The organism is Ruegeria sp. BG5 (genome assembly GCF_056538425.1).
Genome location: NZ_JBQFTC010000001.1, coordinates 984,300 through 1,010,741, shown reverse-complemented (window position 1 = coordinate 1,010,741; position 26,442 = coordinate 984,300). Strand labels below are relative to the sequence as shown.

The following is a 26,442-nucleotide window of genomic DNA, read 5'->3' as shown; positions in this document are numbered from 1 at the left end:
CCCCCTTAAACCTCGTCCAGATCGACCCAGCGATCTTCGCGAGCCGATTTCACCACGGCATCGCAGAACCGCATTTCATAATGGCCGTCCTCAAACGTCGCCCAGGTGCTGTCCGGCCCGCGTTTGCCTGCGCAGACGTCCGTGTAGACCGCACGGAAGAAGTTGAAGAAACTGTCCGCAAATCCTTCGACATGACCTGGCGGCAAGGTCGCGGCGCGGGTGCCCGTGGCATTCATCAGCGTAAAATCCCGCATCAATATCTGATTGGCGTCGTCGCGATGCCCGATGAACAGGTGATCCGGCGTTTCGCTGTTCCACGCCGCACTGGCCGCGCTGCCTGCAACATCCCAAACCAATAAGTTCTTGCGCCCGATATTGATCTGAGAGGTGGTCATCACTCCCTTCGCGCCGCCCTCGTACCGGATCATGATCGCCGAGGCATCGTCGGTATCGACGGCCACAGTTTCGGTTGTCCCTTCGGCGCTGGAAAATGTCTCAACCGGGCCGGTCGGCCGCTGCCGTTCGGGCAGAAAGGTCGTCAGGTCGGCAAAGACGGATTTGGCTTTCAGCCCTGTGACAAAACTCGTCAGATCAACCCAATGCGTGCCGATATCCCCGACCGAGCGCAACGCGCCCCCTTTGTCGGCCTGCAACCGCCAGTTCCAGTCCGTTGGCTTTGCCAGCCAGTCCTGATGATAGTGGCCGGTCACAAAGCGGATGCGCCCCAGTTCCCCCTGAGCGACCATTCCATGGGCTTGCTGGTTCAGGGGGTAAAAGCGGATGTTGTAGCATACCGCGCAAACCTTCCCCGACGCGGCGGCCATCTCGACCATCTCAGCCGATTGATGACTGGTCATTGCCAGTGGCTTTTCACAGATCACGTGTTTCCCGGCCTTCAGGATCGCCATGACCTGCGGGAAATGGGCGTGGTTCGGGGACGTGACGTGGACCACATCAACACTGTCATCTGCCAGCAAGGCCTCCAACGAAGGATACGCTTGATGGACCCCAATCTCAGCAGCCCGCGCCGATCCCCGTTCCGCTGACGACCCGAGCACGCCAACAACCTGCACTCCAAGACGATGCAGGGCCTGCACATGAACCGTTCCTATAAAGCCGGTTCCAATCACTGCCGCGCCGATGGCCGAGACATCAGACATTATCACCTCCTTCAGACAACCGAGTATCCTCCGTCCACGGGCATGCAGATGCCGGTTACAAACGCGGCTGCGTCCGAGGCCAGGAACAGCGCCGCGCCGACGATGTCGGCGGGCATTCCCCATCGGGACATCGGCGTTCGCGCCTCGACTGCGTCGACGAATTTCGGATCCTGTCTGGCCCTTGCGGATTGTTCGGTCACGATGAACCCTGGCGCGATGGCGTTCACGCGAATACCGTCTGCGGCCCATGCGACCGCCAGGGATTTGGTCAATTGCTCGACCCCCGCTTTGGACGAGCCATAGGCCGGGTTTTGCGGTGATCCAAAGCGGGCATACATCGACGCGATATTGATCACCCGACCCTTTCGGGCCAGAAGCGCGGTATGCAACGCCCGCGCGCATCGCATGGTTCCGACCAGATTCACATCCAGCACATGGCTGAAGAATCCGGGCTCCATTTCCTCGCCTCGCCGCGTGATCGCTGCGCAATTCACCAGCACATCCAATTCAAGGCGGTCGCGACCAAATGCTTCGACCGCGTCAGTGTCCACGACGTCGAGCTGGGTATAGGGGAACCGGGCGGCGTCTTCGGGCAGGCACTCTGGCTCGGCCCCTGTGATTTCGACCTCGGCACCGGCGTCTTTGAACGCGCGGGCAATGGCTGCCCCAATGCCACCCCGGCTGGCACCGATCACGGCGACCTGCGCGCCGGAGAAGTCGAACCGGGCCGCGGCAGTCAAACCGCCACCCCGGTCCACAGGTCGTTGTTGCCAGCTTTGGCGGCACGGATCATTACATTCCCCCGATTGCGAATTATGCGCCTGCAAACGATTACATTTGCAGAAATTCGCCCTTTTCAATCCTTGAAATCGATTACATAATCGACAGCGTCAGGGATTCGAGTCAACCGAAATCTCACTTTGCAATCAGGACCCATGATCCAGAAACCCGCAACCATTCAAGATGTCGCCCGCGCAGCAAGGGTGTCCACGGCCACCGTCAGCCGGGTTCTGTCCAACCCTGATGTCGTCAAGAAATCCACCAAAGATGCGGTCATGCAGGCGATCCAGAGCACGGGCTACAGGGCAAACCAGGCGGCCAGAAACCTCAGGATGCAGCGCGCGAATGCGGTTCTGGTCCTTGTCCCGAATTTGGGCAAACCCTTCTATTCCGGCATTCTGGCTGGCATCAGCGAGGCGTTTTCCGGCACCGGTTATGCAGTTCTGATTACGGATACGGAAAGCAATCCGATCCACGATTCTACTCTGGCCGAGTATTTCCTGGACGGGCGTATCGACGGCGCGATTTCGCTGGATGGTCAGTTGTCGGACACAGTGCTGAACAGGTGCATTCAGGCCGGAGCCCGAGACAAAATTGTGTTCTTGTGCGAATGGGTCGAAGACCAGTCTTTTCCGGTGGTCAAAAGCGACAATGTCGAGGGGGCCCGGCTGGCAATCCGCCATCTGCACAACCTCGGCCACGAAAAAATCGCTCATGTCACCGGGCCGCAGGGCAATGTTCTGACAAGCGCACGTCGAGAGGGTATGGTGTCTGAGCGCGCACGTCTTGGCCTGCCTGCCCCGACCGAGTGGATCATTCGCGGTGATTTCTCGCTCGAATCCGGACACGAGGCCGCCGCGCGCATTCTGGCGATGGACGACAGGCCCACAGCTGTATTCTGCTCGGCCGATATGGTGGCATTTGGGCTGATCGCCGGGCTTCAGGCTGGTGGTGTTCGGGTGCCCGAGGATATGTCTGTTGTGGGTTTCGACGACATCGAGATGTCGGAATATTATGTGCCCGCACTGACCACGATCCGTCAGAACCGGCACTTTTTGGGTCAACGGGCCGCAAAACTTCTGCTTGATCGGCTCTCGTCGGGGCTTGGCGCAAATGAACCGGAAGCCCCGGTTCCTGTTGAACTGATCGAACGGGCCAGCACCGCGCCGCCCAAAACAGGCGGTAGGTAACCTAGCGCGGCGCGCCCAGAACCGACTGTTCAAGATCGACACATACGCCGGTCATCGGAAATGATTCAGGGCTTAGTAGGAATACGGCCAACCGAGCCGCTTCGTCGGGCATCAGCAACCGGCCCAACGGAAGCCCCTGCCCTGCCTGTTCCGCCCAATCCTGCGCTTGGCCCAAAGCACCGGTTTGCGTTTCATGCTCGGACTCAGTCAGCGCCCAACCCAGATTGATCCCGTTTACGCGAATAACATCGTGCAAATGCGCGTTGGCCGCATTCTTGGTCAATGTCTGCAACGCCCCTTTCGACGCCGCATAGATTGCCAGATCCGGCGCGCCGCAATGGGCATTCATAGATTGAATATTCACGATCCCTCCGCCAGACCCACGCGCTTGCATGTCCCGGATCGCTTCACCCATCAGCAGAAAAGGCGCGCGGGCGTTGACTGAAAAAATCTTGTCGAAATCCTGCGCTGTTCCGTCAAGAAAACTGGCGCGGTTCGTTAGTCCCGCAGCATTCACAAGGCCATCAATCCGACCAAAAGCGGCCCGCGCTGCCGCCGCGACATCCGCGCAAGCGCCAGCTTCGGCCAGATCGGCGACAATGGTCTTGGTCCGGGCAACGCCCGACAATTCCGCTGCAAGGCTTAGCAGACCGGCCTGGTCTCTGTCCGTCGCCAAAATCCGACGAACGCCCTGCGCAGCGGCCCGGCATGCGATCGCACGGCCGATGCCTTTGGCGGCTCCGGTGACGACAAGCGCCATATCTTGCAGCCGGATACTCATGCCGACACCCGACCGGCTGGAATATTTTCCCTTAGAATAATCCTCGGCTCGATATGCTCCATCGGCAATTGGACAGGCCCCGACGCAATTGCCCCAAGCAGACGAATGACAGCTTGTTCCCCGATAAGATGAGCGTTCTGGTCGATCACCGCATGGATCAAACCTTCGGCCAACCAGCGCCGCGTGTCCTCTGTCAGGTCGTGCATGACGACAAGGGGCCGTTCGAATTGCGGGATGGTTTCAAGCGCCTGCACCAGACCCTTCCGCCCCGCCCCTACGCAATAGACCCCAACCAGACGCGCGCCCGAACGATAAAGCCGCGTCAATTCGCGGTACAAACGCTCTCCATTCTCACCGGTCTCGACTGATAGCAAAGCGGTAAGCGTCGGGTAATACGCGGACAGACAGGACCGAAACCCCAATTCCCGCTCGCTGTGTCCGTGATACGCATGCGTTCCAAAGAAAACCGCGACATCTCCGGCGCCATCGCTGGCAGACATACCCAGTATCTGAGCCGCCGTGCGCCCGGCGACCATGTTGTTAACACCGACATACCCCGAGCGCGGCGTTGCCAGCACATCCGACGCTAAAGTGACCACACGAATACCGGATTCGCACATCCGCCGCAGGGCATCCCGGCTGCGCGGGTCGTCTGTTGCCACGACACCGATCCCGTCGGTATCTGGCGGCAGGTTGTCCAAAGCCTCGATCAGCGGGTCCGGGCCTATGCCGTCCAGCACCTGTATTCTGCAACTTTCGACCAAGGGCTGAGCGTCCGAGAACCGCGTGATGGCCCCGGCCATATCCTGCAGGAACGTATTGCCGCCGGTCGGGATGAGAAAGCTGAGACGCGCAGGTCGCGAGGGCAGCGCCAGAATACCCTCGGACGGGAGATACCCCAAAAGCCGGGCCGCCCGCATCACACGCTGCCGGTTGGCGGCGCTGACGCCCTTGCGCCCGTTCAGCGCCCGGTCCACGGTCGCCGTCGAGACCCCGGCCCGTTTGGATATGTCGGCAATTGTGGCGCGCGTCATGCCCTTAAAGACCTCAATCGATTGCTTTGTCGCGGACCATACTGGCACGATAAAAGCCGCTCGTCTTGTTTTGAGGCATCAAATTACATCAATTTGGCGGTGTTGTTTTTCTAAATTACGCCTCTGCTGTGCCCTAGCGCGATATGACCCGAAAATAGCTGATGTAATCTGATGGGCATGGCACTTGATGCGACAGGGTGATGTGCCAAAGCTATCAGTGGACCGGACAGGCCGTCTGATCGCTCAACACGGCCTGCACTTGGTAGAACCATAACAGCGGCGTAAACCGATGACCGACACGCTTCAACATGGGCCCTTGCCCGAAACAGTTCGGGATTATTCCCTGACCGGCGAGACCGGCAAAAAAGCGCAAGAGATCGGGCTTGCGGCAGCAGAGTGGTATCACAGCGCCGTCCCCCGCAAGACGATGAAATCCCTGATGAAACGCCGCGACGGCCCTGCCCTGCGCGACACGGCATTGTGGGTTGGGCTTCACATTTTGCTCGCGGCCGGGGGCATCTTCTTCTGGGGGAGCTGGCTTTCGGTCCCGTTCTGGCTGGCCTATGGCGTGGTCTATGGCTCGGCCTGCGACAGCCGTTGGCACGAATGCGGCCATGGGACGGCCTTTCGAACGCGCTGGATGAACGATGTTGTGTATCACATCGCATCCTTTCAGATCATGAGGAACCCTGTGAACTGGCGGTGGAGCCACGCGCGTCACCATACCGACACGCTAATCGTGGGCCGCGACCCGGAAATCGCCTGGATGCATCCGATCAACCTGATGCTAAAGGCACTAGCGTTTGTCGGCATCTACGACACCTGGCTGTCACTCAAGGTCCTGTGCCGCAATGCGCTGGGGTATTTGTCGCCGGACGAGAAGGACTACATCCCGCAATCCGAATGGCCAAAGGCCGTGTTCTGGGCGCGGATCCATATGCTCATCTACGCGGTCGTGTTGCTGGTATCCGCGTTCATGCTGGCAAACGGCATGGGCTGGAAATCGACAATCCCCATCCTGCTGATCGGCGGACCCCGCGTTTACGGGTGCTGGCATTTCGTTATGACCGGCCTGTTGCAACATGGCGGCTTGCCCGAGGACGTCATTGACCACCGGCTGAATTCCCGCACGGTCTACATGAACCCGATCAGCCGCTGGCTGTATTGGAACATGAACTATCATGTAGAACACCACATGTTCCCGATGGTGCCCTATTACGCGCTTCCTGCCCTGCACGAGGAAATCAAAGATGACCTTCCCGCGCCCAACACCTCAATCCGGGACGCCTACAAAGAGATGATGGGGGCCGTGATGCGTCAACGCTCTGACCCCGGCTATGCGTTAAGGAAAACGCTGCCGCAAACGGCGCAGCCCTACAAGGAACATCTGCATTCCCATGTGCCAGACCGGAGCAGTGACGATTAAAAAGGTAGGAGCCCAACATGCCCTGGGTCGAAGCAATCGCCATTGATGACGTTGAAGAAGAGGATGTCATTCGCTGGGACCACGTCGGTCGAACTTTTGCAATTGTCCGTGGCCCGGACGGAGATTTCTTTTGCACAGACGGTTTATGCACTCATGAACAGGTTCATCTGGCCGATGGCCTGGTGATGGATTACGAGATCGAGTGCCCCAAACATAACGGGATTTTCGATTACCGTTCGGGCCAAGCCTTGCGCGCCCCTGCCTGTGCAAAACTTGGAACTTATGAGACGAAGATTGAAGGTGGCAGAGTTTTCGTTTTGGTTTGAAGAATAATCTCACCGGACGCGCAGCCCTCAAGACGAACAGCGCCCAAAACCACAAGGCGGTCCCATGTCCGAAGACACGATCAACCTGAATGCAGATGGCATCCGACTGTCGTTCGACACCAGCATCGGCATGATCAAAAGCTTCACGGTGATGGACGGCGACGCTGGGATATCCCCGTTGCACCGCGCGCCTTGGGTCGGAATGGACGAGGCCCTTCCCGATGGGCTAGCGCCCCATCTATACAAGCTGGGAGGAGATTTTTTCTGCGCACCGTTTGGGCAAGAAAAAGACGGGGCACCCCTGCATGGTTGGCCTGCAAACGCATGCTGGTCGATCATTGATCTGTCGCCGGACCAATTGTCAGCCCGGTTGGATCACCGCGTCAACGATGCGGAAGTCATCAAAGAGCTTTCACTGCGCCCGGATCACCCCTTTGTTTATCAAAAACATACGCTTGTGGGCGGGTCCGGGTCGGTCCCGGTGGCCAATCATGCGAATATCTCTCTGCCAAATGGTGGCTTTATCCGGACCTCTGCCAAATCCCGCTGGATGACGCCTGCGACACCACAGGAAACCGACCCGAAACGCGGCAGGTCGGGCTTGGTCTACCCTGCGTCCAGTGACGATCCAACGCGTTTCCCGTCGCAGGACGGCACCACAGATTTGACGCGCTATCCCTGGTTCCAAAGACATGAGGATTTTGTTGCCGGTCTCGATGCACCCGGTGGCGGGTTGGGCTGGACGGCCGTCACCAGACCGATCGAGGGTGATCTGTTCCTTTCGCTCAAGCGTTCTGAATACCTGCCCATGACGATGCTGTGGCACTCGAACGGAGGGCGGGATTATCCGCCGTGGTCGGGCCGTCATTTTGGCTGCCTGGGCATCGAAGAAGGCGCGGCCGGGCATGTTTTGGGACCTGATCGCGAAAAGGCACTGTCCGGGCTCGGTGCTTTGCAGCTATCTCCGGCCCGCTCTGCCGTTGTTAAACACGTGATCGGCGCAATTGCCTGGCCTGCGGGTTCTCCGGTTCACTCCATAAGCTTGCATGATGACGGGCTGGAGGTTTTGGCGGATTGCGGAACACGCAAACGCATCAGCTTCGACACCGAATTCTTGCAGGGTTCCTAACACCCAAACGTCGCAGTCCCCGCGCCTTGTCTGAGCAGGATTGGGCGACAGCCGGTTCCCTGACAGGAACAAAGCCATCGCCCGCCGGTCAAATGTCAGGCGTGATCGTCTTTCACCAACTCGCCGCGACCATGTCCTGACATACCGCCAGAAACCTCCTCGGTCGCTTCATCCGCCAATGTCTCTGGCAGGATCAGGTTCAGGACAATGGCGATCAGGGCCGCAGGTAAGATCCCCGACGCACCCAGAACTCGCAGCGTATCCGGCAGGTGCTGCAGCGCGTTGGCCGAACCCGGCGCGACATTCATGACCTCTAGCTGAAGCCCAAGGCCAATCGACAGCGAGACCGCGAAGATCACCATGTTCCGACGGTTCCAGACCACATCGGACAGCATCGAAACACCGGCGGCGACAACCATCCCGAACATGACGATGACCCCGCCGCCCAGCACTTCGATCGGGACGGTGCGAATGATGCCACCGACTTTCGGGACCAATCCGCAGATGATCAGGAATATGGCTCCGATGGTCACGACATGTCGGCTCATCAACCCGGTCATCGCAATCAGGCCCACGTTCTGGCTGAACGAGGTGTTGGGAAACCCGCCGAAGATACCGGCAATGGCGGTGCCGAAACCATCGGCAAAGGTCGCGCCCTGAATCTCCTTATCCGTCGCTTCGCGGCCCGCCCCACCTTTCGTGATCCCGGAGACGTCACCAACGGTTTCAACCGCTGAAACAAAGGCCATAAGGCAAAAGCCGATCACAGCGGCCAGAGAGAACTCGAACCCATACTTGAATGGCTGTGGCAGCGCGAAAGCCGCAGACCGTTCCCACGAACCCGAAATCGCCTCGAGCGGCAGCTTCCCGACGAGGATGCAATAGACATATCCGACAAGAATGCCGATCAGTACAGCCGAGACAGACAGCATCCCGCGGGCAAAGAACTTCAGCCCCAATGTGACAAACACAACGATCAGCGCCGGGGCCCAGCTGGACAATGAGCCGTAGGTTTCAGACCCCGAAGCCTTGGCCGGAACACCACCGGCGGCGTATTCGATGCCGACTTTCACCAATGCAAGCCCGATCATTGTCACGACAAGACCTGTGACCAAAGGCGGCAGGGCAAAGCGGATTCTGCCGATCACAGTACCCAGCAAGGCATGGAAAAGGCCGCCGATTATGACGCCTCCGAACAAGGCGGCCAGACCGTCGACGCCCTTTCCGGCGACCAGCGGTATCATGATCGGGATAAAGGCAAAGGACGTCCCCTGCACGATGGGCAAGGCCGCCCCGACCGGGCCGATGGTGACCGTCTGCAACAGCGTAGCAACGCCTGCAAACAGCATCGACATCTGGATCAGGTACAGCAGTTCCGGGAAATCCGGACTGTTCGAGCCAAAGCCAAAACCGGCGGCCCCGGCAACGATAATCGCTGGCGTGACGTTCGAGACAAACATGGCCAGCACATGCTGAATGCCCAACGGCACGGCACGATATATGGCAGGAAAATAGTTCGGATCACGAAGTTGCTCTGGCGTTCCGATAGATGAAGCAGTCATGGAGTCCCTCGCGTTGCGCCCCTGTTGCAGACTTTGCCGGGGTGTTGGCGCGCACGCTGTGACCTGCGTTCGACTCAGCGGCTTTGGACCTATTGGCCTTCTCTGTGCCTTGACCTCCACAAAGTGGAGTTAGGTTAGTGCAGAAAAGCGCGAGGGATTATCAAAAATACCCGAAAGGTGCTGTGCTGACGTGGGGGGCCGTAGGGCGGAATGCCCAAACAGTACGATACGGATTTTGGAGTGGCGGGGAGACAGGGATTCGAACCCTGGGAACGCTCTCACGTTCAACGGTTTTCAAGACCGCCGCATTCGACCACTCTGCCACCTCCCCGTCGAAGGCAGGGTCTAAGGCCAACTGAAATCAGAGGCAAGTCGAAATCGGGAAATCTTGCCGAAGCCTGCGCAGCAGTCTTTCCATGACACCTCGCCCGCGTTATGCTCTGGCGGTAAGACCGTAGCAGGCTGGCGCGCAGAACCGGCCCTGCGGCGGGGCTCGGAAAAACGAGGCCCTTTCAGGCAAGGGATGAAAAGATGAAGCGAGCAACACAGACACGCGCAAGATCGCGAGGACTGGCTGTTTTGGCTGTGACTTTGACCGTTTTGTCCGGGTGTGAGGAAGTTTTACAATCACAGAACGCGTCTGAAGATGGCGCAAAATCCGGGGACGACTCGAAGATCGAGTTGCTGCCTCAGGTCACCAGCGCCTCGCAACGTGATGTCGAGGCGCCGGATGTGTTTTCCGTCACCGAGGCAGGTTTGTGGGACGGGCGTCCATCGCTGGGCGGTATCTGGGTCGCACATCCTGACGTCAAGCAGCCCGAACGCGTGCTGATCAAGAACACCGCCAACAACAAAACCATCACCGGCGCGCTGTTCCGGCGGGAACGCAATTTGCCGGGTCCGGCGCTGCAGGTATCCTCGGCGGCAGCAGAGGAATTGGGAATGCTGGCCGGTGCCCCAACCCGCGTCAGTGTCGTTGCCCTGCGCCGCGAAGAGGTCGAACAGAAGCCACCTGCCGAGGAACCCGCCCCCGAAGCGGAAACAACCAGTGACGAGGCCGAGGTCGCGGCAGCCGAAACCGCGCCGGATACCGCGGCCGAGGAAAAGCCCGCCAAGCGGAAATGGTGGCAACGTAAGGAACCCGCAGCCGCGGCAGGCGCAGCCGGTGCCGCCGCCGCAGCAGCAGGGTCCGCAGCTGAGGACGCGGCAGAGACGGCGGTCGATGCCGCTGCACCGGAAGCCAGTGCAGCCGCCGCGCCGGGCCTGTCCGATGCTCCGGTCGCGCCGCCGCCCGAAAAGCCAGCCAAGCGCAAGTGGTGGCAAAAGAAGCAGCCAGACGAAATCACCCAGACGCCGCTGGACCCGATCGAAGGCGCAGCCGCCGCGATTGAAGCAGCCGAACCTACACCGGCAGCCGCTGCGGCGGCCACGGCGGCGGCCCCCTCGAACCTGTCGAAACCCTTCGTTCAGGTCGGCACGTTCAGCGTCGAGGCCAATGCCAAGTCCGCAGCGGACAAGGTTCGCAAGAACGGCATGACCGCCGACGTGCGCGAACTGAAAACCGAAGACAAAACGGTCTGGCGGGTTCTGGTCGGCCCCGCCGCGACCCGCGCGGAACGCAAGGCTATCCAGAGCGACGTGAAGGCCTTGGGCTTTACCGACGCGTTCACCGTGTCCAACTGATAACAGGAGGCGCCCCCGTGCTATCCGCATTGCGAACATCCGTATTCACCCTTGGGCTGGCCGTTCTGGCCCTGCCCGCGCACGCGTTCGATACCTCGGCGCGCGCGGCTTATGTGATGGACCAGACGACCGGGACGGTTCTGCTGTCGAAAGACGCCGATCAACCCTTGCCTCCGGCGTCGATGTCAAAATTGATGACGCTGTATGTCGCGTTCGAAGCGCTGCGCGACGGGCGGTTGACCCTGCAGGAAACCCTGCCGGTTTCCCAACATGCAATGAGCTATGGCGGCTCGACCATGTTCCTGAACACGCAGGATCGCGTAACGGTCGAGGACCTGCTGCGCGGGATCATCGTGCTTTCGGGCAATGACGCCTGTGTGGTGATCGCCGAAGCGCTCAGCCCCGATGGCACCGAGGCGGGGTTTGCCCGCTACATGACCCAGCGCGCCAAGCAAATCGGTATGGACAATTCGAACTTTGCCAACTCGAACGGCTGGCCCGCTGCCGGGCATATGATGTCGGTGCATGATCTGGCGGTTCTGGCCGACAGGCTGATCACGGATTTCCCGGAATACTACCCTCTGTTCGCCGAAGAAGAGTTTGAATTTGACGGGCGCGCACCGTCCAACAAACGCAACCGGAACCCCCTGCTGCGGCTGGACATCGGGGCCGACGGGCTGAAAACCGGCCACACGCAAGAGGCGGGCTATGGCCTTGTCGGCTCGGCCAAACAGGGCGACCGCCGGGTGATTTTCGTGCTATCGGGTCTCGACAGTACCGCGCAGCGGGCAGAGGAGGCTGAGGCCGTGGTTAACTGGTCGTTTCGAAATTTTGTCGAGAGGACAGTTGCCACCGAAGAAGCGCCGATAGCCGAAGCCAAGCTGTGGATGGGCGAAAAAAAGACCGTGGGTCTGGTGCCCGAGGGTGATCTGAACGTGTTGTTCCCCGTTCTGGGTGCGCAAGATGTCGAGGCCGAGGTGGTCTATGAGGGCCCGATCAATGCGCCCGTCACCAAGGGCCAGCAACTGGCCGAACTGGTGATCAAACCCGAAGGTCTGCCCGAAATCCGCCGCCCTCTGGTCGCGGCCGAAGATGTACCGCTGGGCGGGTTCGTGGTGCGCATGATGACAGTGGGCGGCATTGTCCTGAAAGACGTGATCAATAACCCGCTGGAGTCGATGTGACGCAACGCGGGTTATTCCTGACCTTTGAAGGCATAGACGGATCAGGCAAATCAACTCAGGCCCGGATGCTGGCCGAGTATCTGCGCGACGATGGCCATCAGGTGGTGTTGACGCGTGAACCCGGCGGCTCGCCGGGGGCCGAGGAAATCCGTCGGCTGGTGCTGGAAGGCGACCCCGATCGCTGGTCGGCGGAAACCGAGTTGTTGCTGTTCACCGCCGCCCGCCGCGACCATCTGGAGCGGACCATCGAACCGGCTCTGGCCGATGGCATGGTGGTGATCTGCGACCGTTTTGCCGACAGCACACGCATGTATCAGGGCCTGTCGCGCGGCAATCTGCGCGGGCTGGTGGATCAGTTGCATGATCTGATGATCGGGCGCGAACCGGACATGACCCTGTTAATCGACATGGACCCGGACACCGGCCTGTCGCGTGCCAAAGGCCGTCAAGGCACCGAGGAACGGTTCGAAGATTTCGGCCCGGCCCTGCAAAAACAGATGCGCGCCGGGTTTCTGGCTTTGGCGGATGAATTCTCTGACCGGTTCCGCGTCGTCGATGGCAATCGCGACATGGACAGCGTCGCACAGGATGTGAGAGATATCGTCGAGGCAGCCCTGCGATAGACGATGAGCGACGACACCCCAACCCCAGATCAGGCGCCCGGCGCGCCGCATCCGCGTGAAACCGCCCGCCTGTTCGGGCAGGACGCGGCGGAACAGGCGTTTCTGACCGCCTACACCTCGGACCGGCTGCATCACGGCTGGCTTCTGACCGGCCCCCGCGGGGTTGGGAAGGCGACGTTGGCCTGGCGGATCGCGCGGTTCCTGCTGGCAACGCCCCCTGCTGATGACGGTGGGCTTTTTGGCGCGCCTCCGCCCCCTGAAACACTGGATATTGATCCGGATCACCCGGTCTCGCACCGTATCATGGCGGGGGCAGAGCCCGGTTTGGCGGCCATCACACGCTCGCTAAACGATCAGGGGCGGTTGCGCGGTGAGATTGTGGTGGATGACATTCGTAAGCTGGGCAAGTTCTTCGGCCTGTCCTCGGCGGATGGCGGTCGGCGTGTGGTCATCGTGGATTCAGCAGATGAGATGAATGTCAGCGCCGCAAATGCGCTGTTGAAAATGCTTGAGGAACCGCCCGCGCGAACCACGCTGCTTCTGATCTCGCACCAACCCTCGCGCCTGTTGCCGACGATACGGTCGCGCTGTCGGACCCTGCGCTTGTCGCCGCTGGGGCCCGAGGACATGCAGGCCGCATTGGCGCAGACCGGGGCAGAACTGCCTGCGCAGCCGGATCATCTGGCCGCGCTGGCTGCCGGGTCGGTCGGTGATGCGGTGCGCCTGATCAATCTGGGCGGGTTGGAGATTTACGCCGAACTGATCGCCATTCTTGGCACCCTGCCCCGCATGGATCGCCAACGCGCGCTGGCACTTGCCGAAGCCGCCGCCCAGCGCGGCGCAGCAGAGCGGTTCGAATTGCTGCTGACTTTGATTGACGTCGCCCTGTCCCGCCTTGCCTTGACCGGCGCCACCGGCACCCCACCCGCGCCCGAAGCCGCCCCGAACGAGGCCGCAACGCTCGCGCGCCTGTCGGCCTCGCCCGATCACGCGCGGCGCTGGGCCGAGGTTGCCGCTACAATCACAGCCCGTGCACGCCATGGTCAGGCGGTGAACCTTGACCCTGCCGCTTTGGTTCTAGATACGGTGTTCAAGATACAGGAAACCGCCGGTCAGAGCAGATGAGCGACACCCCCCAAATCACCGACAGCCATTGCCATCTGGACTTCCCCGATTTCGAGGGGCAACTGGACCAGATCATCGCCAACGCCGCCGAGGCAGGCGTGACCCGCATGGTCACGATCTGCACCCGTTTGCGCAACGAGCCTTCCGTCCGCGCCATCGCCGAGGCCCACGCTCCGGTTTTCTACGCCGCGGGCACCCACCCGATGAGTGCCGCAGACGAGCCAATGGCAACGGTCGATGATCTGGTCGCTTTGGCGCAACACCCGAAATTCGTGGGCATCGGTGAATCCGGACTGGATTACCATTACACCGCCGACAGCGCCGAGGTGCAGAAACAATCGCTGCGCATCCATATCGAAGCCGCCCAGCGCACCGGCCTGCCCCTGATCATCCACGCCCGCGCCGCCGATGACGACATGGCCCGCATTCTGGCCGAGGAATACCGCAACGCGCCCTATTCCTGCGTCATGCATTGCTTCTCGTCCTCCGCCGAGCTGGCCAAGGCTGCTCTGGATTTGGGGTTCTACCTGTCCATGTCCGGCATAGCTGCCTTCCCCAAAAGTCAGGGGTTGCGCGACATCTTCGCCGCCGCGCCCGTGGACCGCATTCTGGTCGAAACCGACGCGCCCTATCTGGCCCCGCCGCCCTATCGCGGCAAACGCAATGAGCCTGCCTATACTGCGCACACCGCCCGCAAAGGGGCCGAGGTGTTCGGCATGGATTACGCCGTATTCGCCGCGCAAACGCAGGCCAATTTCGACCGCCTGTTCTCGAAGGCCGCTTTGTACAAGGCCGCTGCATGAACCAGCTGCGGTGCACCATTCTGGGCTGCGGGTCCTCTGGCGGCGTGCCGCGCCTTGGCGGGCAATGGGGTGACTGCGACCCAACGAACCCGCGCAATATCCGCCGCCGCTGCTCGATGCTGGTGGAGCGGGACGGGCCAGATGGCACCACATCGGTCCTGATCGACACAACGCCGGACATGCGCAGCCAGTTGCTGGATACCGGCACCGGTCGGTTGGACGGGGTGGTCTATACCCACTCTCACGCTGACCACGTGCATGGCATCGACGATCTGAGGATGATTGTCTTCAACATGAAATCCCGCGTGCCGGTCTGGGCTGATGGCGATACGCAGAACGCACTGCTTGGGCGGTTTGGATATGCGTTTATCCAACCCGAAGGCTCACCCTACCCTCCGATTCTGGATCTGAAATCCATTGACGGCGCTTTCGAAGTTGACGGACCCGGTGGCCCGATCCCCTTTCAACCGTTCAAGGTCAATCACGGCTCGATCGACGCGCTGGGATTTCGCATGGGCAACCTTGCCTACCTTCCCGACGTGGCCGAGGTCTACGACGACGCGTGGCCTGCGATGGAGGGGCTGGATTGCCTTGTCATCGACGCCCTGCGCCGCACGCCGCACCCGACCCATGCGCATCTGGAAAAGACGCTGGGCTGGATTGAAAAGCTGCAACCGAAACAGGCGGTACTGACCAATATGCATATCGATCTTGACTATGCGACCGTCGAGGCCGAGACCGCCGACCACATCACCCCCGCCTATGACGGGATGGTGATCCATCAGGCGCTGTAAGGCCCTGCCCCGCGCAATCCGGATACCGCCAGGCCGGGGGGCGATATGCTTCAAAGCCTGATTGACGTCATCCTGCCGGTCTTTCTGGTCATCGGTGCGGGCTATGCCGCGACGCGGTCGGGCTATTTCAAAGAAGTGCATGTCGATGGTCTGATGAAATTCACGCAGGGCTTCGCCATCCCCTGCCTGCTGTTTCTGGCCATCGCGCATCTGGACCTCAGCGCCAGTTTCGATCCGCGCCTGTTGGCCAGCTTCTATTCTGCCGCTGCGCTGTGTTTCACCGCCGGACTGTTCGGCGCGCGGCTGATCTTTGGGCGCGAGTGGGAAGACTGCGTCGCCATCGGCTTTTGCTGCCTGTTTTCGAACTCAGTCCTGCTGGGCCTGCCGATAACCGAGCGTGCCTATGGGCCTGAAAACCTGACCGGAAACTACGCGATCATCGCGTTCCATTCGCCCTTCTGCTATGGCGTCGGCATCACGGTGATGGAGATCGTCCGAAATCGCGGCCATGGCGGCGCGCGGATGGCACGCTCGGTCCTGTCTGCGATGTTCAAGAACGCTTTGATCCTGGGCATTGCGCTTGGGTTTGTCGTCAACCTCTCGGGCCTTGTCATTCCCCGCGTGGTCGATGAAGCGCTTGGCCTTGTGACCCGCGCGGCCTTGCCCGGAGCCCTGTTCGCACTGGGCGGCGTGCTGGTCAAATACAAGCCCGAGGGTGATCTGCGCACGATTGCCTATGTGTGCTGCATCTCACTGATGCTGCACCCAAGCCTTGTCTGGATCTTCGGCAAATCCACCGGACTGCCGCAGGACCTGTTCCGCTCGGGCGTTTTGAACGCGGCCATGGCACCGGGTTTCAATGCCTATATCTTTGCCAATATGTATGGCCGCGCCAAACGGGTCGCCGCCTCATCCGTTCTGATCGGAACAGGCGTTTCGATTCTGACCGTCTGGCTTTGGCTGGCCGTTTTGGGCTAACACCTGTCTTGACTTGCAGGCCCGGCGACACAGCTATCGCCCAAGAACAGGAGCCGTATATGCCGCACGCCATTATTGTCGCCCATGGTCAACCCTCGGATCCCGATCCGGCCGAGGCCTCTTTGTCGCGGTTTGCCGCGCAGGTTGATGCCGTGGCGGCCGGTGTATCGGTGCATTCTGCCACCCTCGCCGCCCCCGGATCGCTTGAGGCCATGATGGATAGCCTGCCCAGCGACACGGTGATTTACCCTTTGTTCATGGCCAAGGGCTGGTTCGTCACCAGCGCCCTGCCGAAACGTGTCGGAAATCGTGGCCTGCAGATTCTGGACCCGTTGGGCGTTGACCCGGAATTGGCCAATCTGGCCGCCTCGGCCCTGCAGGATGCGTTGGTCGCGAACCAATGGCTGGCGTCAGAAACAGATCTGGTGATCGCCGCCCACGGATCGGGGCGCAGCCGCAATCCTGCGACTGTGACGCGGGATTTTGCCAAGACACTGGGTGAGATTCTTGCGTTCAAATCAATTCACGTGGGCTTTGTTGAAGAACCCCCTTCAATTGCCGATGCAGCGAGCAGCGTGGGTCAGAAATCCATATGCCTGCCCTTCTTTGCCTGCACAGGCGGGCACGTGTTGGAAGACGTCCCGCAAGAACTGGACCGCGCCGGGTTCCAAGGGCAGCTATTGCCCGTGGTCGGAGAGCTTCCGCCCATACAACTCCAGATCGCCCGGAAGCTGAGCGCCGCCTTCGAAACCGCCTGACAAGGATCGACTCACGACTGCGCTTGCGACAGCGTTGAGTACAGTCGATGGCAGGATCGCCCTTCCCGCTTGGCCTGATACAGCGCCAGATCGGCGGCATGAAGAATCTCGGCCGCTTTGGGCGCATCGAACTGGGTGGAGATCGCCGTTCCGATGCTTGCGGAAATACGGCAGGGCTGTTGTTGAAACATCATCGGCTCATTCAATCGCGCGATCAGGCGTGCGGCGATGGAGGTCAACACATCCTCTCGGGTCAGGCCCTTGAAAATAATCACAAACTCATCGCCGCCGACACGCGCAACAGTGTCATCGCCCCGCGTTTCCTCGACCATGATCTGGGCGGCTTGCTGCAATACATAGTCCCCGGCGGCGTGACCCAATCGGTCATTCACGGCTTTGAAATAATCCAGATCCAGATGCATCAGCGCAAATGAAGCGTTGGCCGATACCAGATGCCCCAGCATATGATCCATCGCGCGGCGGTTTTTCAGGCCGGTCAAGGTGTCGGTATAGGCTTGCTCCTCAGCCGCCAGCATCGCGCCCTGCAACCGCAGGTTCAGGGACCGCGATGCCTCCATCGCGGCGGATTTCGCCTCGACCAGATACAGAAGTTCGATGGCCAGATCGGTGCCCGAAAAATCGGCACTGGTCAGGGCGTAATCCCGCACCGCGTCCAGGATCGAGATGCCAAATGACAGGTTGATCACCGCCCCGCGCCCATTCGGTAACGGCGCAACAAGCCCTTTCAGGGCGGTTCGGGGTTCATCAAGAAACTTCAGATGCAGCTTCGCCCCGGCCATGGACATCAGCGCCGGAATGGTGGTGACGGTGCGCGGGCGGATCAGTTGGAACACATCCAAAAAACCTTTCCCGATCAAAGGCATGTCCGGGCGCAGCTTTTGCAGCGTAGGCCCGGCCCGTTCGATTTTCCCGCCTTCATCCAGCAGCAGAAACATCGGGCACAGGGTTTCCAGCAGATGCGCCAGATCCTCGGGTTCTGTCATCCGTTTCGCGCCCCCAAATCGAAATGCCGCCCTTCCGCGAAGGCGCTTTCCACCAACATGATTGAGATAATCTCGGCCGTATCCTGTTGTCCGTCATGCGACAGCATCACCAGCGCGCCATAATCGTCGGCCATGGCCCGCAGGACCCCGACCATTACGCTCGAATAACCCGGCAAACCCGAATAACAGAGCAGCTGATATTCGGTGGCAGAACGTTCCCGCAACTCCAAGGCTGGCAAGGTCAGGTCCGACACGGCCAGACGGACGCGATCCGCAAGGTCGTCCAGCGAATGCAGAAACTCGACATAGCTGACGCCGCCAAACCTCAGCAGTCGTCGCAAGCCTTCCATATTGGGATGCGAGACCAGATAGGTGCCGACGTCTTCGAGTATTTCGGGCTGTGGACGCCCCAGATCGTGGCTCAACGCATCAAGAACTTGCGCCAGCACGTCTTCGCCATAGATCAACATGGGCTCGAACTCGTGAAATCCCAGCCCTGCGGCCTCGGTCACGCGCAGCCAGCACGATTGACCGTAAGTCGCACAGACAAAGGATTGGATCGCCCGATTGATCAGACCATGCATAAGGTGCCCCAGATTGGTTTCACCCTACTGTGGTCTGACAATCCTTAACAAATAGCCAAAATCTGTCCGAATTGCCGAGAATCCGGTCAAGCAAGACGGTCTGAGGTCAGAAATCCGTGGGTGCCCCGCCTTCCGCTTTGCGACGATCAACAAATTCGGCCAGCTCCTCGCGAATTCCGTCATCCATCGCCGGAGGCTCAAAGCTGGTGATGATCTCTTTGAACATGTGATGCGCCCGTTCGGCTGTCCAGATACCGCCTGCGACCTCCCAACCTTCATAGTTTTTCCAATCGCTCAGGAAGGGTTGATAAAACGCCGTGGTGTACCGGTCCTGCGTGTGCTGGATGCCAAAGAAATGGCCGTCATTCCCGACCGAACGTATGGCGTCCACGGCGATCTCATCCGGGCCGGTCGCGACAATTTCAGGATCCATATAGCGTTGAATTTGCTGAAGAACCTCACAATCCATGATGAATTTCTCGGGGCTTGCGATCAGACCACCCTCAAGCCAGCCAGCCGCATGATACACCATGTTCGTGCCCGACTGTACCGCCGCCCAAAGCGAGTTTGACGTCTCCCAAACCGATTGCCCATCCGGTACATTCGCCGCGCAAACGCCCGAGGATCGCATCGGCAGATTATAAAACCGCGCCATCTGCCCGGTCATCTGGGTCGAGCGCATGTATTCCGGCGTTCCAAAGGCCGGAGCGCCGGTTTTCATGTCGACATTCGAGGTAAACGTCCCGATTGCGCAGGGCGTGCCGGGGCGGACATATTGGAACAGCGCGATTGCACAAAGCGCCTCGGCCAGCGACTGCGCCACCGCCCCCGCCATCGTCACCGGTGCCATCGCGCCTGCAAGCGTGAATGGCGTCACTACAATCGCCTGCCCCCGCCGGGCCAGACGCAGGCAACCATCGATCATCGGATAGTCGTGTTTCAGGGGCGAGGTCGAGTTGATATTGGTATACATCCGAGGGCTGGCGTCGAATTCGTCGTGGCTCAGCCCGCTTGCGATCCGCACCATCTCCATTACGTCTTCGACCCGCTCTTTGCCTAGCGAATAGGCGTGCATGGCCTTATCCGTCAGTGTCAACTTGTCATACAGCACATCCAGATGCCGGACGCTGGCATGCAGATCCACGGGTTCGACCGGATAGCCCCCGGCAAAGTGAATGCAGTTGAAATATTGCGTCAGTTTCAGAAGGTTGCGACACATCTGGCGGTTGCCGGGAACCTTCTTGCCGATCTCCATGTCCCAGTAATTTGGTGGAGACGAGACGTTCCCGAACACCATATTCTTGCCGCCGATTTCAATCGTGCGTTCAGGATTTCGCGGGGTGATCGTGAAACTGCTGGGGGCCTTGGCCACCATCTCCATCACGAAATCGCGGCCCATCCGAACGTTGTCGCCTTCTATCGTGCACCCGGCCTCGCGCAGGATCTCAACGGCTTCGTCATTGTAGAACTCGATACCGATCTCTTCCAGAATACGCATCGCGCCATCATGGATCGCCTCGATCCCTTCGGGGCCCAGCGGTTCGGTCGGTCGGTCGGTGTTGACCGGCGGGTTCCATGGCATCTGATCGATGACGGCGCTTCCGCGTCGGGCGGCGGCCCCGGCGCGGCCGCCGCCGCGCCGTTTGCGAGTACTGGTGTCGGCCATCGTCCCCTCCTGCTTTGCTTATACCAAGCAAGCCTTGAAGACCGTCCAACAGCCGCTCTGTCTGCGACAGAAAATGTCGGTTTCTTATCCCGATATGCCGAATTTCGGGTCGGTGAGGTCAGTTCTGCGCCAGCCAGACCGGAATATGCCCGATATCCGGCAGAACCACATCGGCCATAGGGGCCAGTACCTCGGCCTTGGCCAGGCCTGTCAGAACGCCAATAGTCACCATACCGGCAGCGCGCCCGGCCTGCAGGTCATGCAGGCTGTCACCCACCATGGCAATACGCGACGGATCGACGCCGACATGCGCGGCAAAGGCCAGCAACTGCCCCGGCCCGGGCTTATATCCATGGCCGCTGTCATACCCCGCGATAAAGTCGAAATGGTCACGAATACCCACCGACTCCAGGTGCTGAAGCGCGGGGTGTTCGCTGTCATTTGTCGCAACGCCAAGTTTGAGGCCGGATTTCCGCAGACCATCCAGAAACGATTCCAACGGCACTGCGGGGGCCTGAGTGGCCGCCGCAGCCTCGGTATTGATCAGGTCGATAAGTTCGGCCAGCGTGTACCCATCCAGATGAGGCAGCATAAGCTCGGCAATTTCTTCAACCGTGGCTGCGATGACGATACTGTCTTCGGCATATCGATCCTGCTCAAGATCATAGCCGATGACGGCGCCCAGCTCTGCCGCCCGTGTCTGATCGGAACCGGCGAGACGCGTCAGCAGCGACCGCCCGAATGCCCCCCACGTATTGGCGAAATCGAACAGAGTGCCGTCCTTGTCGAAGACGATTGCATCAATGGGCATCGCAGGCTCCTGCTGAGATAGGGTTAGGTCCAGTGCATTTCACCGCCCGCCAGCACCGCGCGGGCCTGTGCGGGTTGGGCATATGGGACCGAATGCGCGTCGCAAAACGCGATGATCCACGAATCATCCATCAGAAGGAAATCCAGAACGGATGCCAAAAAGGCAGGGTCGCCCGCATTGGTCCGCAAATCCTGAGACGCAGCGCCGGTTGAGCCAAGAAATACAGGCAAAAGCTCATCATTTCCGACCAGCCAGCCAAGGGCGGTCAGCGCAAGCGTTTCGGCAGAATCGGCAGAAAGTGACATAAACCGGCCCTGGATTCGGTCTTGGAAAGGGTTTGTTAACCAGACTCATAAACACTTTGTTGACGCATGCAATCAACGGTGAGCGACTATGTCCGTGCAGGGAACCATCCTTGTCCTCGACGGGGTATCAACCAACCGCATTATGCTGAAGGTTCAGCTGACGGCGGCATGGTATCACGTGGTGCAGGGGGAAAAGCTAAAGGGGCTGCGAGCCTTGCTGCGGCGGGTACGGCCCGATCTTGTTCTGACCGCGCAGACCCTGCCGGACGGGACGGCCGCAGATGTCAAAAAGCTTATCCTGAACGAGCCCGAGCTGGGCGATGTGCCCGTGGTGGCGCTTGCGCCTCAGAATGACAAGGCCGCCCGCCTGCGCGCGTTGGAGGATGGGCTGGACGATGTGATGACCCATCCATTCAAGGATACGCTGCTTCTGGCCCGCATTCGCAGCCTGTTGCGGGCGCGGGCCGACACGCAGGACCTTCACGTCAACGACACGCCTCAGACCATTGGATTCGCAGAACAAGCCACGGCATTTCTCACCCCACACAAGCCAGCGCGCGTCGATATTCTGTCGCTGACACCCCGAACCGGCGCGATATGGAACAAGGCCCTGTCCCATCAGACACGGCACATTGTCGGCTGGCACACGCAATCCAATCTGCAGGCGCTGTTGTCGGGCCCGACCCCGGACGCCGTCGTGATCGAATTGGATGCCAGCCCGAGCGGATTGAATATTCTCGCCGACCTCAGATCTCGCAGCGCGACGCGCCACACAGTTCTGATCGGGGTACTGGACGACACCAATGCCGCTATGGCGTCCGAGGCTTTGGATCGCGGCGCGGATGCCGTTTGCCTTGGCGGCTTCTGCCCGCAGGAAATCCAGTTGCGACTGGCAAACCAGCTTGCCCGAAAAACACGTATCGATCAGATGCGCGCCTCGCTGAAACGCGGGATCGCCGACTCGTGGATCGACCCGCTGACCGGGTTGCACAACCGGCGCTACGGTATGCACGCGATGGAACAGATCGCCCGCCAATCGCTGAGGTCCGGGCGCGGCTTTGCGATCATGCTGGCCGATCTGGACCATTTCAAAACGATCAATGACCGCTTTGGGCATGCCAGCGGCGACATGGTGCTGACGCAGGCCGCGACCCGGATGCAGCGGGTTCTGGGGGACACCGGGTTTGTCGCCCGCATCGGCGGTGAAGAGTTCATGATCGGGGCCTCAAACATGACCCGTGCACGGGCCGTCAAACTGGCAGAGGCGCTGTGCGACAGTATTTGCCAACAACCCTTTCACCTGTCCGACACACAGGACCCGATCCCGGTTACGATCAGCATCGGCCTCAAACACGCCTCGCCCGGATATGCGTCGCAAGATACACGGCCCGAGCCTGTGGATAGGCTGATGAAATCAGCGGACGAGGCGCTGTACGCCGCGAAAAGAGCAGGCCGCAATCAGGTTCGGATCCGCCAAAGCGCGGCATGAATCAATCGTGCTTCTGGTGCTTGCGGTGGCCACGCTGAACAACCTCTTCCAGCCGGTCGGCATAACCCTGACGTTCTGCATCCGACATCGCCGAGACACGCGCCAACCATTGAGTTTGTAACGCAGCTTGCAATTGGGCCGTTTCCTGTGCCTGTTGCTGCAACAGAACCTCAACAGCCGCCGGATCGAACGGCACCGCGCGCAATGCCTGGCTGATCGCTGCAAAATCCCGCGCCCGGTTACCTGAACGTTCCCGGTGCAACCCCGACAATTCCCCGCGCAGGGATTTGCGGTCGTCTTTGGGCAAAGCGCGATACAAGGCGGGGCCAAAACCCGGTGGGCCCTTGGCGTGGTCACCGCCTTTCAACCGAAGAACCGTCCCCGCAGCAATCCCGACAATCAACAGGTTCAGGGCCAGTGAGAGGGCCAGAACAATCGGCATCCAACGCCGTTTTGGTTTGGTTTCCGCGCTCATTCCGTGGCCTCCAGAAAACTCGTGTCAAAGCCCAGATCCGCTATCAGATAAGACGTGTCCTGCGACGTCACCAAACTGGCCGGGTCGGGCAGAAAAGCAGGTGCGGAAAACCCGATCCAGACACCAGCGGCACTGGCCGCGATCAGGCCACCAAACCCCTGCCAGCCGCCGATCTGTTCTAGAAAACGGACCCATGGTCGGGGGCCGACCGGCGACCGGGCTTTCAGACGTTGCAGGCGAACCGCCTCGGCATCGGTCTGAATGCGTACGGCCAGACCATCCGGCAGGTCGTCGCGCTGCGCCCTTGCCTGGGCAAACAGATCATCCAGTTCCATGTCATCATCAGCCATTTTCATACCCCAGTTCATCCCGTCGTCTGGCCAGATTGGCAGCCAGGCTGCGTTTTCCCCGCGCGGTCAGACTTTCGACCGCTTCTACCGATACCCCCATGATCCCGGCAATCTCGGGGTTGGGCAATTCCTCGATATGGCGCAGGATAACCGCCTGTCTTTGCCGATCCGGCAATTGTGACAGGGCCGCCTGCAATGCATCCTTGCGCGCCTCTTGCTGCATGCGTTCAACCACGCTGACACCATCGTCCTCGGGTTCGGGTACATCCGACAAGGCCTCGGGCCGTTTCTTGCGCCGCATATCCACACACAGGTTCAGCGTCACCCGGTATAGCCAGGTTGAGACCTTGGCCTGCCCTGGCACCCAGTCCGGTGCCATCTGCCACAGCCGCATCATGGCCTCTTGCGTGATGTCTTCGGCCTCGGCCCGGTTTCCCAGCATACGCAAAGCCACCGAATAGCTGCGCGGCCCCAGACGGTCGGTCAAAAGCCGCGCGGCCCCGGCATCGCCATCAGCAAACTGCCTCAGCAACACATCGTCGCCAAGGTCGGCTGCAGCGGCATCGCCGCCGCAACCTGTATCTGGATGGGAGGTCAGATCCTCCATCCCGCATCAGTTATTGTCGGCGCCCGCCTTGTGACGCTTTTTGTGATGCCGGCCCATTTTGTCTTTTGCATCGGCAAATTCCTGTTCCGAGATGCTGCCGCTGTCATCTGCATCGATCCGGTCAAACATCTTGTCAGCCCGGCGTGGTTTCGGCAACTCATCCTGGCTCAGAAAGCCATCGGCGTTGGCGTCATGCTCTTCGAACATCTTGGTGACACGCTCGTCCGACCGTTTCTGGGCCGCCGCCTGCATTTCTTCAACGCTCAATTGGCCGTCGCCATCGGTATCTGCCGTCGTGAACCGCGCATTGCGATGGGCGGTCATCTCGTCCCTGGTGATCTGCCCATCTCCGTTTGCGTCCAGTTCCTGAAACGAAACGGGCTCACGATCTTTGGGACCCGCCGCCAGAACCGATGTGCCTGTGATGGCGACTGCTGCAAGTACGATACCCGCGATGAAAGTTGAGTTTTTCATGGTTGGTTTCCCTTGTTTGACGCGGCCTCATCACCGCTGCTCATATCCATTCAAACGGGGCGCGCCGGGGTTTCCGTCGCAAAGGTCAAACTTTTTTTGATATTTGGCTTGGGCGCGTCATTGCCCGCATCGGCACAAAGCGACGCACCCCCCTTTAAACTCGCGGACACAAGGCGCAATATCCGGCAAAGATGAGCGCATGAGTTATATTATGGACCAGACGATCGAGACCCCGACCGAAGATGAGCGCCCGACATGGCCTGCTTTGGTCAAAGGCTTTCGTGGCCGGTGCCCCAAATGTGGTGAGGGCAAGCTGCTGCACAGCTATCTGAAGGTGAACGACCACTGCCCGAACTGCGGGCAGGAGCTGTTTCATCACCGCGCCGATGATGGCCCGGCATACCTGACGATTCTGGTGGTCGGGCACCTGCTGGCCCCCGCGCTGCACGTCTCGTACGTGCATTGGCGGCCGGATCCGTGGACCATGGCAATCGGCTTTTCCATTGCCTGTGTGGCGCTGTCGCTGTACCTGCTGCCCCGCCTGAAGGGGGCCATGGTGGCCTATCAATGGGCACGCCGGATGAACGGGTTCGAGAAAGCCTCATGAGGTCATCCATCGGAACCGGCCACGCATGAGCATCGACAAAACAGCAATACGGGACGCGGCGACAGTCATTGTCTTGCGCAATCGCCTGACGGATCCGTCGATTCTGATGGGGCAACGCGGCACCAATGCCGTGTTCATGCCCAACAAGTTTGTTTTCCCCGGCGGCGCGGTTGACCCGTCGGACGGGAGTGTTCCTTTGGCCACGCCGCTGCCCGGTTTGTGTCAAGACCGGCTTGCCGAACAATCCGCGCCCGATCTGCAAACCGCGCTGGCCGCCGCTGCGATACGCGAATTGTGGGAAGAAACCGGACTGGTTCTGGGGCAGCCCGGCACTTGGTCCGCGACCGTGCCCGAGGATTGGGCGGAATTTGCCGACATGGGATTTCTGCCATCCGCCAAAGGCTTACAGTTCGTTTTTCGCGCCGTCACGCCGCCCGGCCGCCCACGCCGGTTTGATGCGCGGTTCTTTCTGGTCGATGCGGATGAGATTCAGGGCGATCTGGACGATTTCAGCCGCGCCTCGGACGAGCTGTCGCATCTGCAATGGGTCCAGCTGGACCGCGCCCGTGATCTGGACCTGCCCTTCATCACCGAAGTTGTTCTGGCCGAAATCGCAGCGCGCGTGACCGATCCGACGCCACCGGCATCGGTTCCCTTCTACCAGAACCAGGATGAGGCCAGCCTGTTTCTGCGCCTGCGCGGATACCCGATGCCGGATGCCGACTGACGCCGGG

General features: G+C 60.3%; 29 protein-coding genes and 1 tRNA gene. 15 read left to right on the top strand and 15 right to left on the bottom strand.

The genetic code is table 11. The features are described 5' to 3' along the window. Positions 1-5: 5 nt before the first annotated feature. Together ACR0KX_RS04660 and ACR0KX_RS04655 are read right to left on the bottom strand one after the other, a co-directional pair. Positions 6-1,160 carry a Gfo/Idh/MocA family protein gene (locus ACR0KX_RS04660; RefSeq protein ID WP_170621432.1) on the bottom strand — a complete coding sequence of 385 codons (1,155 nt, stop codon included), beginning with the start codon at positions 1,158-1,160 and terminating at the stop codon, positions 6-8. Positions 1,161-1,171: 11 nt separating this feature from the next. Beyond that, positions 1,172-1,900 carry an SDR family oxidoreductase gene (locus ACR0KX_RS04655; protein WP_170621430.1) on the bottom strand — a complete coding sequence of 243 codons (729 nt, stop codon included), beginning with the start codon at positions 1,898-1,900 and terminating at the stop codon, positions 1,172-1,174. Positions 1,901-2,095: 195 nt separating this feature from the next. Between ACR0KX_RS04655 and ACR0KX_RS04650 the strand changes: the two genes are divergently transcribed. Next, entirely contained in the window at positions 2,096-3,130 is a 1,035-nt protein-coding gene (locus tag ACR0KX_RS04650) for a LacI family DNA-binding transcriptional regulator (protein WP_170621428.1), read from the top strand. A 1-nt stretch (position 3,131) separates the two neighbouring features. Here the strand turns inward: ACR0KX_RS04650 and ACR0KX_RS04645 are convergent, their stop codons facing one another. After that, the gene (locus ACR0KX_RS04645; protein ID WP_170621426.1) at positions 3,132-3,911 is read right to left on the bottom strand and encodes an oxidoreductase; all 780 of its coding nucleotides are present in this window, start codon (positions 3,909-3,911) and stop codon (positions 3,132-3,134) included. Beyond that, positions 3,908-4,945 carry a LacI family DNA-binding transcriptional regulator gene (locus tag ACR0KX_RS04640; RefSeq protein WP_480707951.1) on the bottom strand — a complete coding sequence of 346 codons (1,038 nt, stop codon included), beginning with the start codon at positions 4,943-4,945 and terminating at the stop codon, positions 3,908-3,910. Before ACR0KX_RS04640 ends, ACR0KX_RS04645 begins: the two co-directional genes overlap by 4 nt. Positions 4,946-5,234: 289 nt before the next feature. On the opposite strand from ACR0KX_RS04640, the gene ACR0KX_RS04635 reads away from it, so the two are divergent. From ACR0KX_RS04635 to ACR0KX_RS04625, 3 genes are all read left to right on the top strand, one after another. Then, positions 5,235-6,371, top strand: coding sequence for a fatty acid desaturase family protein (locus tag ACR0KX_RS04635; protein WP_170451844.1), 1,137 nt, complete (start codon positions 5,235-5,237; stop codon positions 6,369-6,371). A gap of 17 nt (positions 6,372-6,388) precedes the next feature. Continuing rightward, complete coding sequence (locus tag ACR0KX_RS04630) at positions 6,389-6,697, top strand: MocE family 2Fe-2S type ferredoxin (RefSeq protein ID WP_170451846.1); 309 nt, start codon at positions 6,389-6,391, stop codon at positions 6,695-6,697. A 64-nt stretch (positions 6,698-6,761) separates the two neighbouring features. Next, positions 6,762-7,826: a hypothetical protein gene (locus tag ACR0KX_RS04625; RefSeq protein ID WP_480707949.1), complete on the top strand. Its 1,065-nt coding sequence runs from the start codon at positions 6,762-6,764 to the stop codon at positions 7,824-7,826. Positions 7,827-7,921: 95 nt separating this feature from the next. Here ACR0KX_RS04625 and ACR0KX_RS04620 read toward each other — a convergent pair whose 3' ends face one another. Continuing rightward, positions 7,922-9,388 (bottom strand): nucleobase:cation symporter-2 family protein, encoded by a 1,467-nt coding sequence (locus tag ACR0KX_RS04620; protein ID WP_170621419.1) that lies wholly within the window; start codon positions 9,386-9,388, stop codon positions 7,922-7,924. 241 nt (positions 9,389-9,629) lie between these two features. Further along, positions 9,630-9,719: transfer RNA gene (locus tag ACR0KX_RS04615), tRNA-Ser, on the bottom strand. A gap of 254 nt (positions 9,720-9,973) precedes the next feature. On the opposite strand from ACR0KX_RS04615, the gene ACR0KX_RS04610 reads away from it, so the two are divergent. From ACR0KX_RS04610 to ACR0KX_RS04575, 8 genes are read left to right on the top strand one after another with little or no spacing between them, the layout of a single operon-like run. Next, the gene (locus tag ACR0KX_RS04610) at positions 9,974-11,071 is read left to right on the top strand and encodes an SPOR domain-containing protein (protein ID WP_480708391.1); all 1,098 of its coding nucleotides are present in this window, start codon (positions 9,974-9,976) and stop codon (positions 11,069-11,071) included. A gap of 17 nt (positions 11,072-11,088) precedes the next feature. Beyond that, positions 11,089-12,255 carry a D-alanyl-D-alanine carboxypeptidase family protein gene (locus tag ACR0KX_RS04605; RefSeq protein WP_170621417.1) on the top strand — a complete coding sequence of 389 codons (1,167 nt, stop codon included), beginning with the start codon at positions 11,089-11,091 and terminating at the stop codon, positions 12,253-12,255. Then, a complete protein-coding gene (gene tmk, locus ACR0KX_RS04600; protein WP_170451857.1) occupies positions 12,252-12,878 on the top strand; it encodes a dTMP kinase in 627 nt (208 codons plus the stop codon). The genes ACR0KX_RS04605 and tmk overlap by 4 nt, the downstream gene beginning before the upstream one ends. 3 nt (positions 12,879-12,881) lie before the next feature. Next, the gene (locus ACR0KX_RS04595) at positions 12,882-14,003 is read left to right on the top strand and encodes a DNA polymerase III subunit delta' (protein ID WP_170621415.1); all 1,122 of its coding nucleotides are present in this window, start codon (positions 12,882-12,884) and stop codon (positions 14,001-14,003) included. After that, entirely contained in the window at positions 14,000-14,806 is an 807-nt protein-coding gene (locus ACR0KX_RS04590) for a TatD family hydrolase (RefSeq protein ID WP_170621413.1), read from the top strand. The genes ACR0KX_RS04595 and ACR0KX_RS04590 overlap by 4 nt, the downstream gene beginning before the upstream one ends. Further along, a complete protein-coding gene (locus ACR0KX_RS04585; RefSeq protein ID WP_170451864.1) occupies positions 14,803-15,600 on the top strand; it encodes an MBL fold metallo-hydrolase in 798 nt (265 codons plus the stop codon). The genes ACR0KX_RS04590 and ACR0KX_RS04585 overlap by 4 nt, the downstream gene beginning before the upstream one ends. Before the next feature lie 45 nt (positions 15,601-15,645). Then, a complete protein-coding gene (locus tag ACR0KX_RS04580) occupies positions 15,646-16,578 on the top strand; it encodes an AEC family transporter (protein WP_170451866.1) in 933 nt (310 codons plus the stop codon). A 59-nt stretch (positions 16,579-16,637) separates the two neighbouring features. Beyond that, on the top strand, positions 16,638-17,336 hold the full coding sequence (locus tag ACR0KX_RS04575; protein WP_170621411.1) for a CbiX/SirB N-terminal domain-containing protein: 699 nt from the start codon (positions 16,638-16,640) through the stop codon (positions 17,334-17,336). Between the two features lie 11 nt (positions 17,337-17,347). Here the strand turns inward: ACR0KX_RS04575 and ACR0KX_RS04570 are convergent, their stop codons facing one another. The 5 genes from ACR0KX_RS04570 to ACR0KX_RS04550 all read right to left on the bottom strand — a co-directional run bounded on the left by ACR0KX_RS04570 (position 17,348) and on the right by ACR0KX_RS04550 (position 21,706). Further along, complete coding sequence (locus ACR0KX_RS04570) at positions 17,348-18,340, bottom strand: diguanylate cyclase domain-containing protein (RefSeq protein ID WP_170621408.1); 993 nt, start codon at positions 18,338-18,340, stop codon at positions 17,348-17,350. Continuing rightward, on the bottom strand, positions 18,337-18,924 hold the full coding sequence (locus tag ACR0KX_RS04565) for a heme NO-binding domain-containing protein (protein WP_170621400.1): 588 nt from the start codon (positions 18,922-18,924) through the stop codon (positions 18,337-18,339). The genes ACR0KX_RS04570 and ACR0KX_RS04565 overlap by 4 nt, the downstream gene beginning before the upstream one ends. 106 nt (positions 18,925-19,030) lie before the next feature. Further along, positions 19,031-20,590 carry a trimethylamine methyltransferase family protein gene (locus tag ACR0KX_RS04560; RefSeq protein ID WP_170451882.1) on the bottom strand — a complete coding sequence of 520 codons (1,560 nt, stop codon included), beginning with the start codon at positions 20,588-20,590 and terminating at the stop codon, positions 19,031-19,033. A 118-nt stretch (positions 20,591-20,708) separates the two neighbouring features. Next, on the bottom strand, positions 20,709-21,401 hold the full coding sequence (locus ACR0KX_RS04555; protein WP_170451884.1) for an HAD family hydrolase: 693 nt from the start codon (positions 21,399-21,401) through the stop codon (positions 20,709-20,711). Positions 21,402-21,424: 23 nt separating this feature from the next. After that, on the bottom strand, positions 21,425-21,706 hold the full coding sequence (locus ACR0KX_RS04550; protein ID WP_170451886.1) for a DUF3572 domain-containing protein: 282 nt from the start codon (positions 21,704-21,706) through the stop codon (positions 21,425-21,427). A gap of 88 nt (positions 21,707-21,794) precedes the next feature. Here ACR0KX_RS04550 and ACR0KX_RS04545 point away from each other — a divergent pair, with 88 nt between their 5' ends. Then, positions 21,795-23,195, top strand: a complete 1,401-nt coding sequence (locus ACR0KX_RS04545) for a diguanylate cyclase (RefSeq protein ID WP_170451896.1) — start codon at positions 21,795-21,797, stop codon at positions 23,193-23,195. A 1-nt stretch (position 23,196) separates the two neighbouring features. Here ACR0KX_RS04545 and ACR0KX_RS04540 read toward each other — a convergent pair whose 3' ends face one another. Genes ACR0KX_RS04540 through ACR0KX_RS04525 form a run of 4 tightly spaced genes read right to left on the bottom strand, consistent with a single transcriptional unit; the run spans position 23,197 to position 25,101 of the window. Further along, positions 23,197-23,670 (bottom strand): periplasmic heavy metal sensor, encoded by a 474-nt coding sequence (locus ACR0KX_RS04540; RefSeq protein ID WP_170621396.1) that lies wholly within the window; start codon positions 23,668-23,670, stop codon positions 23,197-23,199. Beyond that, positions 23,667-24,020, bottom strand: coding sequence for a hypothetical protein (locus ACR0KX_RS04535; protein ID WP_170621394.1), 354 nt, complete (start codon positions 24,018-24,020; stop codon positions 23,667-23,669). Before ACR0KX_RS04535 ends, ACR0KX_RS04540 begins: the two co-directional genes overlap by 4 nt. Continuing rightward, positions 24,013-24,627, bottom strand: a complete 615-nt coding sequence (locus ACR0KX_RS04530; protein WP_170621391.1) for an RNA polymerase sigma factor — start codon at positions 24,625-24,627, stop codon at positions 24,013-24,015. Before ACR0KX_RS04530 ends, ACR0KX_RS04535 begins: the two co-directional genes overlap by 8 nt. Positions 24,628-24,633: 6 nt before the next feature. After that, positions 24,634-25,101: an EF-hand domain-containing protein gene (locus ACR0KX_RS04525; protein WP_170621389.1), complete on the bottom strand. Its 468-nt coding sequence runs from the start codon at positions 25,099-25,101 to the stop codon at positions 24,634-24,636. Positions 25,102-25,300: 199 nt separating this feature from the next. Here ACR0KX_RS04525 and ACR0KX_RS04520 point away from each other — a divergent pair, with 199 nt between their 5' ends. Continuing rightward, complete coding sequence (locus tag ACR0KX_RS04520) at positions 25,301-25,708, top strand: DUF983 domain-containing protein (protein WP_480582104.1); 408 nt, start codon at positions 25,301-25,303, stop codon at positions 25,706-25,708. Positions 25,709-25,733: 25 nt separating this feature from the next. After that, positions 25,734-26,435, top strand: coding sequence for an NUDIX hydrolase (locus tag ACR0KX_RS04515; protein WP_170451906.1), 702 nt, complete (start codon positions 25,734-25,736; stop codon positions 26,433-26,435). Positions 26,436-26,442 lie beyond the last annotated feature (7 nt).